The organism is Sphingomonas sp. Tas61C01 (assembly GCF_052567495.1).
This window is the reverse complement of the sequence record NZ_CP199583.1, coordinates 2,047,534-2,062,308: the sequence shown is the minus strand read 5'-3', so window position 1 is coordinate 2,062,308 and position 14,775 is coordinate 2,047,534. Positions and strand designations below refer to the sequence as shown.

Annotated in this window: 13 protein-coding genes; 10 read left to right on the top strand and 3 right to left on the bottom strand. The window is 68.2% G+C overall.

The features are described from left to right. Positions 1 to 374: 374 nt before the first annotated feature. Entirely contained in the window at positions 375 to 1,445 is a 1,071-nt protein-coding gene (hppD, locus tag ACT009_RS09535; RefSeq protein ID WP_445190862.1) for a 4-hydroxyphenylpyruvate dioxygenase, read from the bottom strand. A gap of 82 nt (positions 1,446 to 1,527) precedes the next feature. Between hppD and ACT009_RS09530 the strand changes: the two genes are divergently transcribed. From ACT009_RS09530 to ACT009_RS09510, 5 genes are all read left to right on the top strand, one after another. After that, positions 1,528 to 1,971 carry a MarR family winged helix-turn-helix transcriptional regulator gene (locus tag ACT009_RS09530; protein WP_445190861.1) on the top strand — a complete coding sequence of 148 codons (444 nt, stop codon included), beginning with the start codon at positions 1,528 to 1,530 and terminating at the stop codon, positions 1,969 to 1,971. Positions 1,972 to 2,101: 130 nt separating this feature from the next. Further along, positions 2,102 to 4,222, top strand: coding sequence for a malate synthase G (locus tag ACT009_RS09525; protein WP_445190860.1), 2,121 nt, complete (start codon positions 2,102 to 2,104; stop codon positions 4,220 to 4,222). A gap of 179 nt (positions 4,223 to 4,401) precedes the next feature. Next, on the top strand, positions 4,402 to 5,268 hold the full coding sequence (locus ACT009_RS09520) for a UDP-2,3-diacylglucosamine diphosphatase (protein WP_445190859.1): 867 nt from the start codon (positions 4,402 to 4,404) through the stop codon (positions 5,266 to 5,268). Positions 5,269 to 5,280: 12 nt separating this feature from the next. Then, complete coding sequence (locus ACT009_RS09515; protein ID WP_445190858.1) at positions 5,281 to 6,303, top strand: glycosyltransferase family 4 protein; 1,023 nt, start codon at positions 5,281 to 5,283, stop codon at positions 6,301 to 6,303. Positions 6,304 to 6,382: 79 nt separating this feature from the next. Then, positions 6,383 to 9,019, top strand: a complete 2,637-nt coding sequence (locus ACT009_RS09510) for a TonB-dependent receptor (RefSeq protein WP_445190857.1) — start codon at positions 6,383 to 6,385, stop codon at positions 9,017 to 9,019. On the opposite strand, the gene ACT009_RS09505 is transcribed toward ACT009_RS09510, so the two are convergent. Together ACT009_RS09505 and ACT009_RS09500 are read right to left on the bottom strand one after the other, a co-directional pair. Beyond that, positions 9,016 to 10,551 (bottom strand): ABC transporter permease/substrate-binding protein, encoded by a 1,536-nt coding sequence (locus tag ACT009_RS09505; RefSeq protein ID WP_445190856.1) that lies wholly within the window; start codon positions 10,549 to 10,551, stop codon positions 9,016 to 9,018. The genes ACT009_RS09510 and ACT009_RS09505 overlap by 4 nt on opposite strands. Then, a complete protein-coding gene (locus tag ACT009_RS09500; RefSeq protein WP_445190855.1) occupies positions 10,548 to 11,297 on the bottom strand; it encodes an ATP-binding cassette domain-containing protein in 750 nt (249 codons plus the stop codon). Before ACT009_RS09500 ends, ACT009_RS09505 begins: the two co-directional genes overlap by 4 nt. A gap of 68 nt (positions 11,298 to 11,365) precedes the next feature. On the opposite strand from ACT009_RS09500, the gene ACT009_RS09495 reads away from it, so the two are divergent. The 5 genes from ACT009_RS09495 to ACT009_RS09475 are packed head-to-tail and all read left to right on the top strand — an operon-like array spanning position 11,366 to position 14,768. Continuing rightward, complete coding sequence (locus tag ACT009_RS09495) at positions 11,366 to 12,145, top strand: SDR family oxidoreductase (protein WP_445190854.1); 780 nt, start codon at positions 11,366 to 11,368, stop codon at positions 12,143 to 12,145. A gap of 60 nt (positions 12,146 to 12,205) precedes the next feature. Then, positions 12,206 to 13,108 carry a heme o synthase gene (locus tag ACT009_RS09490; protein ID WP_445190853.1) on the top strand — a complete coding sequence of 301 codons (903 nt, stop codon included), beginning with the start codon at positions 12,206 to 12,208 and terminating at the stop codon, positions 13,106 to 13,108. Further along, positions 13,105 to 13,251 carry a hypothetical protein gene (locus tag ACT009_RS09485; protein WP_445190852.1) on the top strand — a complete coding sequence of 49 codons (147 nt, stop codon included), beginning with the start codon at positions 13,105 to 13,107 and terminating at the stop codon, positions 13,249 to 13,251. Before ACT009_RS09490 ends, ACT009_RS09485 begins: the two co-directional genes overlap by 4 nt. Next, positions 13,248 to 13,781 (top strand): cytochrome c oxidase assembly protein, encoded by a 534-nt coding sequence (locus tag ACT009_RS09480; RefSeq protein WP_445190851.1) that lies wholly within the window; start codon positions 13,248 to 13,250, stop codon positions 13,779 to 13,781. The genes ACT009_RS09485 and ACT009_RS09480 overlap by 4 nt, the downstream gene beginning before the upstream one ends. A gap of 54 nt (positions 13,782 to 13,835) precedes the next feature. Continuing rightward, positions 13,836 to 14,768, top strand: a complete 933-nt coding sequence (locus tag ACT009_RS09475; protein WP_445190850.1) for a cytochrome c oxidase subunit 3 — start codon at positions 13,836 to 13,838, stop codon at positions 14,766 to 14,768. Positions 14,769 to 14,775 lie beyond the last annotated feature (7 nt).

The following is a 14,775-nucleotide window of genomic DNA, read 5'->3' as shown; positions in this document are numbered from 1 at the left end:
CGTTCACGCAAAGGCGCGAAGAAGTCGTGCGCCGGGCAATCGTTTTTCCCCCTACAACCACCCCGGCGGAGGCCGGGGCGCAGTTGAGAAACGATCGTAACCCGATCGCACTTCACCACATCCGCCTTCCCCCCTGGGCCCCGGCCTCTGCCGGGGTGGTAAGAAGGAGGGCAAGCCTTCGTCCCTCTTCTCGTGCTCCCGCGAAGGCGGGAGCCCAGGACCAAGCAGAACTAACGACCGTAGTTTGCTGGACTCTGGATTCCCGCTTTCGGGGGAAAACAGCAAGGGCGTTGCAGCCCGTGACCTTGCGAGCACCACGCGCCTCCGCGCCTCCGCGCAAACCGACCTTCTTCGCGCCTTCGCGTGAACGAGCCTCAAGCGTCGACGGTGATGACCCCCCGCCGGATCTGGTCCAGCTCGATCGACTCGTACAGCGCCTGGAAGTTGCCGTTGCCGAACCCCTCGTTCCCCTTGCGCTGGATGATCTCGAAAAAGATCGGCCCGACCATCGGCTCGGTGAAGATCTGCAGCAGCAGCCCCTCGTTCTCGACGTCGCCGTCGATCAGGATGCGGTTGCGGCGAAGGCGTTCGAGGTCCTCGCCATGCCCGGGCACGCGCTTGTCGACCAGTTCGTAATAGGTCTCGATCGTGTCCTGCAGCCGCACGCCGCGGCCGCGCAGTTTCTCGACGGTGCCGTAGATATCGTCGGTGGTCAGCGCGAGATGCTGGATGCCTTCGCCCTTATAGTCGCGGATAAATTCCTCGATCTGGCTATGCTCGTCCTGGCTTTCGTTCAGCGGAATGCGGATCGCCTTGTCGGGGGCGATCATCGCCTGGCTGAACAGCCCGGTCGCCTTGCCCTTGATGTCGAAATACTTCTGCTCTTCGAAGCCGAAGATGCGGCCGTAGAAGGACGACCAGGTCCGCATCTCGCCACGGCGCACATTGTGCGTGAGGTGATCGAGCAGGTCGAGCCCGACATTGTTTTCCGCCTCCGCCTGGGCGGCGCCGGGCACCGCGTCCCATTCGTCGTACAGGCTCCCGTTCGCGCCGTGACGGTCGACCAAGTACAGCAGCGAGCCGCCAATGCCCTCGAGAACCCACGACCCCTCGCCGAGCGCGCCGTGCGAGGCATCCGCCGCCTTCGCGCCGCGCTCGATCGCCGCGGCATGCGCCTTGGCGGCGTCGGCGACCCGGAACGCCATGCCGTTCGCGGAGGGGCCATGCGCCGCGTGGAACGCGGCAGCCTGGCCGTTCGGCTCGCGGTTGAGCAGCAGGTTGATCCGGCCCTGCTTGTAGCGCGTCACCGCCTTCGTCGGATGGGTGGAGGCGGGCACGAAGCCGAGCATTTCGAACTGTCGCGCCAGCGCATCGGGATCGGGCGAGGTGAATTCGGCGAATTCGAAGCCATCGAGCCCCATCGCGTTGACGTCGAAATGGTCCATCGTGCCGAATCCTTCGAAGTGGTATCTTGTGTTACCATTTCTGGGCGTTTGCCATTCGGTTGTCAACTGATACGGTTCGGCCATGAAGCGGCTCGTGCTCGACGATTTCATCCCGTACCGGCTGTCGGTGACGTCCAACCTGGTCAGCGACACGATCGCGCGCACCTATGAATCGCTGTACGGGCTCAGCATTCCGCAATGGCGGCTGATCGCGTTCGTCGCGGAGCGATCCGGGGTGACGCAGCAGTCGATCGGGCTGCAAACGCGGATGGACAAGGTGACCGTCAGCCGCGCCGCGATCGCCCTGGTCGAACGCGGGCTGCTCCGCCGCAGCGCCAATGTCGACGATCGCCGCTCGCACCTGCTCGAACTCACCGAGGCGGGCCGCGACCTGTACGCGGTGATCGCCCCCAAGGCGCTGGAGCTCGAACGACGGATCTTCTCCAAGTTCGATCGCGAGGAGGTCGCGACCTTCACCGCGATGCTGCGCCGGATCGAGGCGATCACGCTGTCGCTGGATGGGTGAGGACGGAGTTGGCGGGTGCGCCCTAGCTTCACCTCTTGCGCTTACCGACATTTTCAGGCCAAGCCGACCGTCCTTCCCCAGGGTGTCACGATAACGAGCCGCGCCTGCGGTGGTGGAAGGAGTGCGCGTGATGACAGCCGAACCCATGGTCGACCGGTCGGGCCTTCACGTCGCCGAATCGCTGGCGCGCTTCATCGACGACGCCGCGCTGCCCGGCACCGGGATCGCGCCGGACGCGTTCTGGGCAGGCGCTGCAGCGATCTTCGCGCGGTTCGCGCCCGAGAATACGGCACTGTTGCGGACCCGCGACCGGCTGCAGCGCGAGATCGACGACTGGCATAGCGCCCGCGCCGGCCGGCCGATCGACCAGCGCGCCTATCAGGCGTTCCTGCACGAGATCGGCTATCTCGTCTCCGAACCCGCGCCGTTCGCCATCGCCACCACCGGCGTCGATGACGAGATCGCGAGCCTCGCCGGGCCGCAGCTCGTGGTGCCGGTGCTCAACGCGCGGTTCGTGCTCAACGCCGCGAACGCGCGCTGGGGGAGCCTCTACGATGCGCTCTACGGCACCGACGCGATCCCCGGCACCGCCGAAGGAAAGGGCTATGATCCGGTGCGCGGCGGTCGGGTGATCGCGTGGGCGAAGGCGTTCCTCGACGAAGCCGTCCCGCTCGCGACCGGCAGTTGGCGCGACTGGAACGGCGGCGATCCGGTGCTCGCCGATCCGGCGCAGCTGGTCGCCCGTGCCGGTGCGAATCTGCTGCTCCGCCACCACGGCCTGCACATCGAACTGGTGATCGACCGCGATCACCCGATCGGACGCGACGATCCGGCCGGCCTGGCGGACGTGGTGCTCGAATCGGCGCTGACCGCGATCGTCGATCTCGAGGACTCGATCGCGGCGGTCGACGCCGAGGACAAGGTCGCCGCCTATGCCAATTGGCTGGGGCTGATGAAGGGCGATCTCGAAGCCAGCTTCGACAAGAACGGCCGCCCCCAAACCCGCACGCTCGATCCCGACCGGCGCTACGTCGCAACCGACGGCGGCGAGATCGTCCTGCCCGGCCGCAGCCTGTTGTTCGTGCGCAACGTCGGGCATCTGATGACCACGCCCGCGATCCGTCTCGCCGACGGCAGCGAGGCGCCCGAGGGCATTCTCGACGCGATCGTCACCAGCCTGATCGCGGTCCACGACCTGCGTGGGGGCGGCGCGTTCCGCAACAGCCGCAGCGGATCGGTCTATATCGTCAAGCCGAAGATGCACGGCCCCGACGAAGCCGCATTCACCGATCGGCTGTTCGACGCGGTCGAGGACCTGCTCGGGCTGGCGCGCCATACCGTGAAGGTCGGGGTGATGGACGAGGAGCGCCGCACCTCCGCCAATCTCGCGGCGTGCATCCACGCGGTGAAGGACCGCATCGTCTTCATCAACACCGGCTTCCTCGATCGCACCGGCGACGAGATGCACAGTTCGATGCTGGCGGGCCCGATGATCCGCAAGGGCGAGATGAAGAACGCCGCCTGGATCAAGGCGTACGAGGACCGCAACGTCCAGATCGGGCTCGCCTGCGGGCTGTCGGGGCGGGCGCAGATCGGCAAGGGGATGTGGGCGGCGCCCGACCGGATGGCCGATATGCTCGACCAGAAGCTCGCGCATCCCATGACCGGCGCGAATACCGCCTGGGTGCCGAGCCCGACCGCGGCGACGCTCCACGCCACCCATTACCACCGCGTCGACGTGTTCGCGCGCCGCGAGGAACGCGCCGCCGAGCCGGTCGCGCCGCTCGACGCGCTGCTCGACGTGCCGGTCGCGATCGGCCGCAACTGGACGCCGGAGGAGGTGCGCGAGGAACTCGACAACAACGCGCAGGGGATCCTCGGCTATGTCGTGCGGTGGGTCGATCAGGGCGTCGGCTGTTCCAAGGTGCCGGACATCCACGACATCGGCCTGATGGAGGACCGCGCGACGCTGCGGATCAGTTCGCAGCACATGGCGAACTGGTTGCGCCACGGCGTCGCGACGCCGGACGAGGCGGATGGCGCGCTGGTCCGGATGGCCGCCAAGGTCGATGCGCAGAATGCGGGCGACCCGCTGTACGAACCGATGGCCGGGCGGGAGCGGACCAGCCTCGCCTTCCAGGCAGCGCGCGCGCTGGTGTTCGACGGGCTGGAGCAACCCAACGGCTATACCGAACCGCTGCTCCACCGATTTCGTGCAATGAAGAAGGCGGATGGCGCAGGCGACCACTGAGTCCGGTGCTCCTGCGCACGCAGGAGCCCAGGGTAACTGGCTGCATCGCTTCTGGCTCTGGGCTCCTGCGTTCGCAGGAGCACGGTGCGGCCGCACAGACCCGAAACTGTAACCGCCACGAGACGCGGGTGACATATTAGGCGGGCATAGGCTGGGGGCGACAGCTCCGGGGGGAACCCATGCCGCCATTCGACAACGTCACCGACATCGCCGATTTCGTCCATTCGGCGCCCGCGATCCCCGAACGGATCGTCGAGCGCCGGCAGTACCGGACGATCTGGATCAGCGACGTCCATCTCGGCACCCGCGGCTGCAACGCCGATCTGCTGATCGACTTTCTCGATCATGTCGACAGCGAGCAGCTCTATCTGGTCGGCGACATGATCGACGGCTGGCGTCTGAAGAAGCGCTTCTACTGGCCCGCCGCGCACAACGACGTGGTGTGGCGCCTGCTGAAGCGTGCGCGGCGCGGCACCCGCGTGATCTATATTCCCGGCAATCACGACGAGGTGTTCCGCCAGTTCACCGGGCTCGATTTCGGCGGCATCCAGATCATGCGCAAGGCGATCCACGAGACTGCGGACGGCCGCCGGCTGCTGGTGCTGCACGGCGACGAATTCGACGCCATCACGCTCGCGCACCGCTGGCTCGCACATGTCGGCGACGGCGCCTACACCGCGCTGATGGTGGTGAACCGCTGGGTCAACGCCGCGCGCCGCCGGCTCGGCATGCCCTATTGGTCGTTGTCGAAGCACGCCAAGGCCAAGGTCAAGAACGCGGTCGCCTTCATCTCGCACTTCGAGGAGGTCGTCGCGCATGCGGCCGGCGTCCGCGGGGTCGACGGGGTGGTCTGCGGCCACATCCACACCGCCGAGATCCGCGAGATCGGCGGGGTCGCCTATTACAACGACGGCGACTGGGTCGAAGGCTGCACCGCGCTGGTCGAGCATCACGACGGCCGCATCGAACTGCTCCACTGGGCCGACGAGATCGCGCGCCGTCCCGCCGCCACCGCCACCGCCACCGTCGTCCCGCTCGCCGCCTGAGGAGAATAGCCGATGCGCATCGTCATCGTCACCGACGCCTGGACCCCGCAGATCAACGGCGTCGTCCGCACCCTGCAGGCGGTCACCCGCGAACTGGAGGCGATCGGGCACGAGGTGCTGGTCATCGCCCCCGACCGCTTCAGATCGGTGCCGTGCCCGACCTATCCCGAGATCCGCCTGGCGCTCGCCAGCACCGCGGCGGTGGCCCGGCTGATCGACGGTTTCGCTCCCGACGCGATCCACCTGGCGACCGAGGGTCCGGTCTGCCTCGCCGCGCGCAAGCATTGCCTGGCGACCGCGCTGCCCTTCACCACCGCCTATCACACCCAGTTCCCCGATTACGTCGCGGCGCGGACGGGCGCCAATCCCGACTGGATCTGGCGCTACATCCGCTGGTTCCACGCGCCCGCGCAGGCGATCCTCGCCGCCACCCCCTCGATCGCGCGGACGCTCGATCGGCAGGGTTTGGGGCAGGTCCGCGCCTGGGGCCGCGGGGTCGATTTCTCGCTATTCGGCATGGCCGGCGCGCGCGATCCCGACATCGCCGCGCTGCCCGGCCCGGTGCAGCTCTACGTCGGGCGGATCGCGGTGGAGAAGAACCTCGAGGCCTTCCTCGGCGCAGCGCATCCGGGATCGAAGGTGGTGATCGGCGAGGGGCCCGCGCGCGCCGCGCTCGAACGCCGCTTTCCCGACGCGCATTTCCTCGGCACCCGGTCGGGCACCGCGCTCGCGGCCGCCTATCGCGCCGCCGACGTGCTCGTCTTCCCGAGCCGCACCGACACCTTCGGGCTGGTCATGATCGAAGCGCTCGCCTGCGGTACGCCGGTCGCGGCCTATCCGGTCACCGGCCCGATCGACGTGCTCGACGACCGCGTCGCGGCGATGGACGCGGACCTCGACGTGGCGATCGCAGCGGCGCTGACCCGCGAGCGCATCGCCTGCGCCGCCTATGCCGGCCGCTTCAGCTGGCCCGCGAGCGCGCGGCAGTTCCTGGCCGCGCTGGTCCCGATTAGAGGATATTCGCTCGCCGCCTGACGACGGGCACATTCTTGCGACAATTGCGCGCTAGGCGCTTCGCTCACGATTGTTGGGTGATGGGTCGATGCGGTATCTGATGGTTCTTCTGACGGCGGCGAGCTGTACCGCCACCGCGACCGCACAACAGGCCCCCGCGCCTGCCGTGCCGGCCCCTGCTCCGACGGCGACCCCGGCGCCGGCACAGCTGCCCGCGACGGCCGCCGAGCAGGAGCCGGAGGGCGAAATGTCGAACGAACCCGACATCATCGTCACCGGGCAGCGCAACCTGCCGGGCTCCGTGGTCGGCGACATTCCGCCGGACCAGCAGCTCGGCCCCGCCGACATCCGCAGCTACGGCGTCAGTTCGGTGTCGGACCTGCTTACCGAACTCGCGCCGCAAACCCGCAGCGGGGCGGGCGGCGCGCCGGTGGTGCTGCTCGACGGGCACCGTATCGCGGGCTTCCAGGAAATCCGCGACATCCCGACCGAGGCGATCGCGCGGGTCGACATCCTGCCCGAGGAGGTCGCGCTCAAATACGGCTATTCCGCCGACCAGCGCGTGATCAATTTCGTGCTCCGCCGTCGTTTCCGCGCGACCACCGTGGAGGCCGCGGATCGCGCCGCGACCGAAGGCGGGCGGAACAATCCGCAGGGCGATCTCGACCTGCTCCAGATCCGCAACGGCGGTCGCTTCAACGTTCACGCCAAATACCAGGAACAGTCGCCGCTGTTCGAATCGGAACGGTCGATCCTGGCCGCACCGACCGAGAATGCGGGCAGCAATTCGTTCGACCAGCGGCCCTATCGCACGTTGCAGAACTTCAGCCGCGACCTGTCGATCAACACGATCTACGCGCGGCCGATCGGGTCGGTATCGGCGACGATCAACGCCCAGATCGAGGCGACCGACAGCGTCGGCCGCTTCGGCCTGCCGACCGTCCAGCTGAGCGTTCCCGCGGGGTCGCCGTTCGCGACCGATGGCACCGCGAGCGCGGTGACGCGGGTGCTCGACGGCGGCGATTATAGCCCGCTGAAGCAGCGCAACGCCGCGATCACCAGCCATCTCGGCACCACGCTGACGGGCATGGTCAGCAGCTGGAACTGGTCGCTGACCGGCAGCTACGACCGCATCGAGAGCGAGACGATCACCGATGTCGGGGTCGACACAGCCGGGTTCCAGGCGCGGCTGAACGCCAACGATCCGACCGCCGATCCGCTGTCGACCTTCACGGTGCGCGATTTCGGCGCGCTGCCGAGCAATCGCGGCGAATCGACGTCCAGCGTCGGAGTGGTCGATGCGCTGATCAACGGTTCCCTGTTCGAGCTGCCCGCGGGCAAGGTCTCGACCGCGATCCGCATCGGCGGCACCACCAGCGATTTCTCCAGCCGATCGTACCGGTCGGGGCTCGTCCAGACCGGCGATGTGTCGCGCGACGGCGTCAACGGCCGGATCAACGTCGACCTGCCGATCGCCAGCCGATCACGCGACGTGCTCGGCGCGATCGGCAACTTCTCGCTCAGCGCCAACGCCGCGGTCAACCAGCTGTCGGACTTCGGGACACTGACCTCCTATGGCTATGGCGCCAACTGGTCGCCGGTGGAGGCGGTGCGGATCATCGGATCGATCAACAATCAGCAAGGCGCACCGACCGCCAACCAGCTCGGCAACCCGGTGATCACCACGCCCAATTCGCGGGTGTTCGATTACGTGCAGGGCCAGACCGTGACGGTGACGACGCTGACCGGCGGCAATCCGTTGCTGCGCGCGGACGATCGCCGGGTCCAGCGGCTCGGCCTGACGCTGAAACCGTGGAGCGCGAAGGACCTGACGCTTACCGCGAACTTCACCGATACGCGGATCGACAACCCGATCGTCTCCTTCCCGTCGCCGACCGCCGCGATCGAGGCGGCGTTCCCCGACCGCTTCACCCGCGATGCGAGCGGGGCGCTGACCCGGATCGATGCGCGGCCGATCAACTTCGCGCGATCGGAAAGCTCGGAGATCCGCTGGGGAATCAATTTTTCCAAGCCGATCAAGTCGAAGATCCAGAAGGAGCTAGAGGCTTTCCGCGCCGGCACCGGGCCGAACCCGTTCGCGGGGCTCCAGCCGCCAGGCGGTCGCCGTGGCGGTGAAGGGGGTCCGGGTGGACCGGGTGGTGCCGGCGGACCGGGCGGTGCGGGCGGCGGCGGCGGCGGATTTCGCGGCGGTGGTGGCGGCTTCGGCGGCGGCGGTCGCGGGCAGGGCGGTGGCCGCGTCCAGTTCGCGCTCTACCATACCTGGCATCTCACCGAACGCGTGCTGGTCGCGGACGGTGGCCCCAACCTCGATCTGCTGCGGGGCGACGCGATCGGCACCTCGGGCGGGCAGCCGCGCCATGAATTCGAGGGGCAGGCGGGCTATTCGAACAACGGCATCGGCGTGCGCCTGTCCGCCAATTACGCGACCGGCACGCGGGTCAACGGCGGCACCGCGGCCAATCCTGAGGCGCTCGCTTTCGGTGGGCTCGCGACCGCCAACCTGCGGATCTTCGCGGATCTCGGGCAGCAGCTCGGGCTGGTTAAGGCGCATCCGTGGATTCGCGGGACGCGGGTGACCTTCTCGATCGACAATCTGTTCAACACGCGGCAGCAGGTGACCGATGCAACGGGAGCGACGCCGATCAGCTTCCAGCCGGATTATCTGGATCCGTTGGGGCGGTCGGTTCGGATCAGCTTGCGGAAGCTGTTCTTCTAGGGCGCGATGCGCTGTGCGAGCCAGGCGGCGGCCTGTTCGGGCGTGCGCTTGGCGGTGTCGCGATCGACCTGATAATTGGCGGCGCGCATCGCGGCGACCGGGATGCGTCCTACCAGCGGCTTGATCGCCGCGAGGAACGCCGCGTCGCGCGCCCGCGCGGGTGCCACCAGCAGGATCGCGTCGTAGCTCGGGATCGCATGCCGCGGGTCGGCTAGGACCACCAGCCGGTCGGCAGCGATCCGGCCGTCGGAGGAGAAGGCGGAGATCACGTCGGCGTCGCCGCTCGCCAGTGCGCGGTACATGAAGGTCGGACTGTACGGCTTGGTTGCGGCGAAGCGCAGCGGATAGGCGCGCTTCACCGCCGCCCATTCGGGACGTTCGAGGAATTCGAGGTCACTGCCGAGCGTCAGATCGGACGACCGCGGCGCCAGATCGTCGAGCGTGGCGACCCCCAATCTCTTCGCGACATCGGCCTTCATCGCAAATGCATAGGCGTTCTCGAACCCCAGCGCGCCGACCACGCCGACGCCGCTGGTCCGCTTCGCCCAGTCGCCGATCGCGGCGATCATCTTGGCGGGTGCGGGCACGTCCTTGCGCTGCATCGCGCCGGTCCAGATCGTGCCGGCATAGTCCACATAGACGTCGACATCGCCCCCAGCGACCGCGCCGAACACCACCGCCGAGCCGAGCCCGTCGCGATAGTCGACATGGTAGCCGGCGGCCGACAGCCGTGCGCCGATCAGCCGCGCCAGGATATATTGTTCGGAGAAGTTCTTGGCGCCGACCACGACGCGGCGGTCGTCGTGCCGCGCCCACAGCGGCGTGGTCGCGGCGGCGAGGCCGACGAGCAGCACCGCCGTCGCGATCATCCAGATGCCCCGCCGCCGGGTGCGCAAGCCCCGCTCGATCGCGCCGATCAACGCATCGACCGCGAGTGCCAGCCCCGCCGCCGCAACACAGCCGGCGAGCACCAGCGCCCAATTCTGGGTCTGCAGCCCCGCGAAAATCAGGTCGCCCAGGCTCGGCTGCCCGACCGTGGTCGACAGCGTCGCCGCGCCGATCGTCCACACCGCGGCGGTGCGAATGCCCGCGACCAGCACCGGCGCGACCAGCGGCGCTTCCACCAGGCGCAGCTTCTGCCCCGGAGTCATGCCGACCGCATCGGCGGCCTGCAGCACCGCGCGGTCGATTCCGTGCAGCCCCGCCACGCCGTTGCGCAGGATCGGCAGCAGGGCATAGAGCGTCAGCGCGATCAGCGACGGCAGGAAACCGAGCGCCGGGATGCCGCCCCCGACCAGCCCCGACAGCCACAGCAGCAACGGATAGAACAGCGCCAGCAGCGCCAGCGACGGGATCGTCTGCACCAGGCTGGCGAAGCCCAGCGCCACCCGCGCCACCGACGGCGAGCGCGCCGACCAGATCGCGAGCGGCAGGCTGATCGCGATGCCGATCAGCAGCGCCGCCGCCGCCAGGAGGACGTGCTGCGCCAACAGCGGCGGGACGCGACCGAGTGCCTCGACGAACGCGCTCACCCGGTGATCGCCCGCAGCCGCTCGGCCTGGTCGCGCGGCACCGCGACGAGCGCCTGCGCGGCCTCGCCGCCGCCCCCGGCTAGCAGAGCCGCCGGGGTGGCGTCGGCGACGATGCGACCCGCGGTCATGACCAGCACCCGATCGGCGAGCAACAGCGCCTCGGCCATGTCGTGGGTGACGAGGATGGTGGTCAAATCGAGCCGGTCGTGGAGCCGGCGGATCTCGCCGCCGAGCGCATCGCGGGTCACCGGATCGAGCGCGCCCATCGCCTCGTCGAGCAGCAGCAGCCGCGCGCCAGGCGCCAGCGCGCGGGCGATGCCGACCCGCTGGCGCTGGCCGCCGGACAGCGCGTCGGGCATCCGGTCGGCGACCTCGCGCGGCAACGACACGAGATCGAGCAGCGCGCCGACGTCCGCCGGCTTGCCCGCGATCCGCGCGCCGATCGCGACGTTCTCCGCGACCGTCATGTGCGGGAACAGGCCGACCTCCTGAAAGACATAGCCGATCCCGCGGCGCACCACCGGCGCTGGCGCGTCGGTGATGTCGGTCCCGTCGATCAGGACCCGGCCGGCGCTGGGTTCGACCAGCCGGTTGACCATCTTGAGCAGCGTCGACTTGCCCGATCCCGAGGTGCCGACCAGCGCGACGAAGCTGCCGCCGGCGATCTCCAGCGAGACGTCGTCGACCGCCAGCGTGGCGCCGAAGCGGCGGCTGACGCCTTCGAACCGAAGCGATACTGCTGGCATTGCTGCGTACGATGCGGGAAAGGCCTTTCAAGGTCAAACGGCCAGCGACGACGAATAGGCGAGGGTTCATGAGCGAAGTTCGGGCGATCTTCATCACCGGGGGCGGATCGGGCATTGGCCGCGCCACCGCGCGGCTGTTCGCCAACCGCGGCTGGCGGGTCGGCCTCGCCGACGTGAACGAGGCGGGGCTTGCCGAGACCCGTGGCATGATCGGCGGGATGGCGAGCAGCTACATCATGGACGTCCGTGATCGCGACGCCTGGCGCGCCAGCCTCGACGCCTTCGCCACAGCGAGCGGCGGGCGGCTCGATGTGCTGTTCAACAATGCCGGGATCGGATCGGGCGGGCCGCTGGCGCAAGCGACGTTCGAGGAGATCGACCGCGTCGTCGCGGTCAACTTCGTCGGGGTGCTGAACGGCGCGCGGATCGGCTACGACTATCTCGCGCGCACCCCGGGTTCGTGCCTGCTGAACACCGCCTCGGCGTCGGCGATCTACGGCACGTCGGGGCTCGCGACCTATTCGGCGACCAAGTTCGCGGTCCGCGCGCTGACCGAGGCGCTGGACGGCGAATGGCACGGCGCGGGGATCAAGGTGCGCGACCTGATCCCCGGCTTCATCGAGACCCCGTTGCTCGACGCGCTGCCCGGCAACAGCAACCGCACCATCCGCGAGGCGGTGACCGCTGCGGGGATGGAATTGACCTCGGCCGACACCGTCGCCGAGGCCGCGTGGGCCGCGGTGCACGGCGACAAGGTCCACACCTATGTCGGCAAGACCGCGCACCGTCTGGCATTCGCGGCGCGCTGGACCCCCAAGGGCCTGCGCAAGCGGATGCGGCGCGCCTGACCGCCCAAGCGAACCATCGCTTTTCCTCGTCCGTCCAACGGCCTATAGCCCCGCCCACGCATGACCACCGCGACTCCCCTGCTGCCGCCTGCCGACTGGCGGGACTTCCTCGCGCTGACCAAGCCGCGGGTGATGACGCTCGTGGTGTTCACCGGGCTTTGCGGGATGCTCGCGGCGCCCACCTCGATCCACCCGGTGCTCGGCTTCACCGCGATCCTGTGCATCGCACTCGGCGCGGGCGCGGCGGGTGCGCTCAACCAGTGGTACGAGGCCGATATCGATGCGGTGATGCGGCGCACCCAGAAGCGGCCGCTGCCCGCCGGCCGGATGGACCGCCAGTCGGCGCTGCATTTCGGGGTTGGGCTGAGCGCGTTTTCGGTGCTGCTGATGGGGCTGGCGGTCAATCTCGCCGCGGCGGCGATCCTGACCGTGTCGATCCTGTTCTATGTGTTCGTCTACACCGTCTGGTTGAAGCGCCGCACCCCGCAGAACATCGTCATCGGTGGGGCCGCGGGCGCGTTTCCGCCGCTGATCGGCTGGGCGGCGGCGACCAACGACGTCGCGACGCTGCCGGTGCTGCTGTTCCTGCTCGTGTTCCTGTGGACCCCGCCGCATTTCTGGGCGCTCGCGCTGTTCGTGAAGACCGATTACGCCAATGCCGGGGTGCCGATGCTGCCGGTGGTGGCGGGCGAGCGGGTCACGCGGCGGCAGATCGGCTTGTACACGATCCCGATGTCGGCGGTCGCGATCGCGCCCTGGCCGCTCGGCCTGACCGGCTATGTCTACGGCGCCGTAGCGGTCGCGACCACCGCGATCTTCGCCGCGCTGGCGCTGGTCGTCGCGACCCGCACCACCGCGACCGATGATCTGATGACGCCCGAGAAGCGGCTGTTCAAATATTCGATCCTCTACCTCTTCGTCATCTTCGGCGCGCTGGTCGCCGATCGCTGGATGCTGTCATGACCCCCCCCGACCATGATCACGACCAAGACCTGATCCGCCGCCGGCAGAAGAGCCGCGCGCTGGTGCTGGCGCTGTTGCTCGGGGGGCTGGTGGTGCTGATCTTCTTCATCACGCTGGTCAGGATCCGGGGGTCGATGCAATGAACCGTCAATCGCGGACCGCGCTGCTCGCGGTGCTCGCCATCGGCTTTATGGGCGGGCTCGCCTTCGCCAGCGTGCCACTCTACCGGATGTTCTGCGAAGCGACCGGCTTCAACGGCACCACCAACCGCGGGCTCACCGCCCCCGGCGCGATCAATCGCCGGATCACGGTCGATTTCGACGCCAATGTCGCCAAGAAGATGCCGTGGCGGTTCCGCCCCGAAAGCCCGTCCGACGTGGTCGATATCGGCGCGCGCGACATGGCGTTCTTCACCGCGACCAACGTCAGCGACAAGCCGATCACCGGCACCGCGACGTTCAACGTCACCCCCGCCACCGCCGGCAAGTATTTTACCAAGATCCAGTGCTTCTGCTTCACCGAACAGACGCTGAAGCCCGGCGAGACCGCGCGGATGCCGGTGATCTTCTACGTCGACCCCAAGATCCTGAAGGATCCCGACGCCGCGGACATCGACACGATCACGCTCAGCTATACGTTTTACGAGGTGGATTCCGCCAAGGCTGCGGGCTAGGGTGAAGGCATAATCGCTCCGGCAAGGGGCACCAGACGAACAGGGAAGCGACGAATGACCGGCGCCAAGAACCACGATTACCATATCCTTCCGCCCGACATCGTCCCGATCATGGGCGCGTTCTCGGCGCTGACCATGGCGGTCGGCGGCATCATGTGGATGCATGGCGGTCACCTCGGCCCCGACAAGGGCAATGGTGGCGGCTGGATCTTCTTCATCGGCCTCGCCGCGGTGCTGTTCACGATGTACTCGTGGTGGGCCAAGGTGATCGACGAGGCGCATCACGGCGATCACACCCCGGTCGTCCAGCTGCACTTCCGCTACGGCATGATCCTGTTCATCGCCTCCGAAGTGATGTTCTTCGTCGGCTGGTTCTGGGCGTTTTTCGATTTCTCGCTGTTCCCGACCGCGATGAGCATCGTCGACGGGCAGGTCGAGCGTGCGGCCGAAGGTGCCGCGGCGATCGCCGCGACCTGGCCGCCCAAGGGGCTGGAGGTGATCAATGCCTTCGAACTGCCGCTGCTCAACACGTTGATCCTGCTGACCAGCGGCACCACCGTCACTTGGGCCCACCACGCGTTGATCCACAACGAGCGGGGCGGCGAGAAGACCGGGCTGTGGGGCATGATCGGCGTCGGCAACCGCGACGGTGTGCTGAAGGGGCTTTGGCTCACCGTCATCCTCGGCGCGCTGTTCACCTCGATCCAGGCCTATGAATACGCCCACGCCCCGTTCCCGTTCAAGGGGATCAACTATGGCGCGGCGTTCTTCATGGCGACCGGGTTCCACGGTTTCCACGTGCTCATCGGCACGATCTTCCTGATCGTCTGCCTGGTCCGCGCGTACAAGGGCGACTTCACCCCGCGCCAGCATTTCGGCTTCGAGGCCGCTGCCTGGTACTGGCATTTCGTCGACGTGGTGTGGCTGTTCCTGTTCGTGACGGTCTATGTCTGGGGCGGCTGGGGCGCACCGGTCCACGGCGGCTGATCGCATC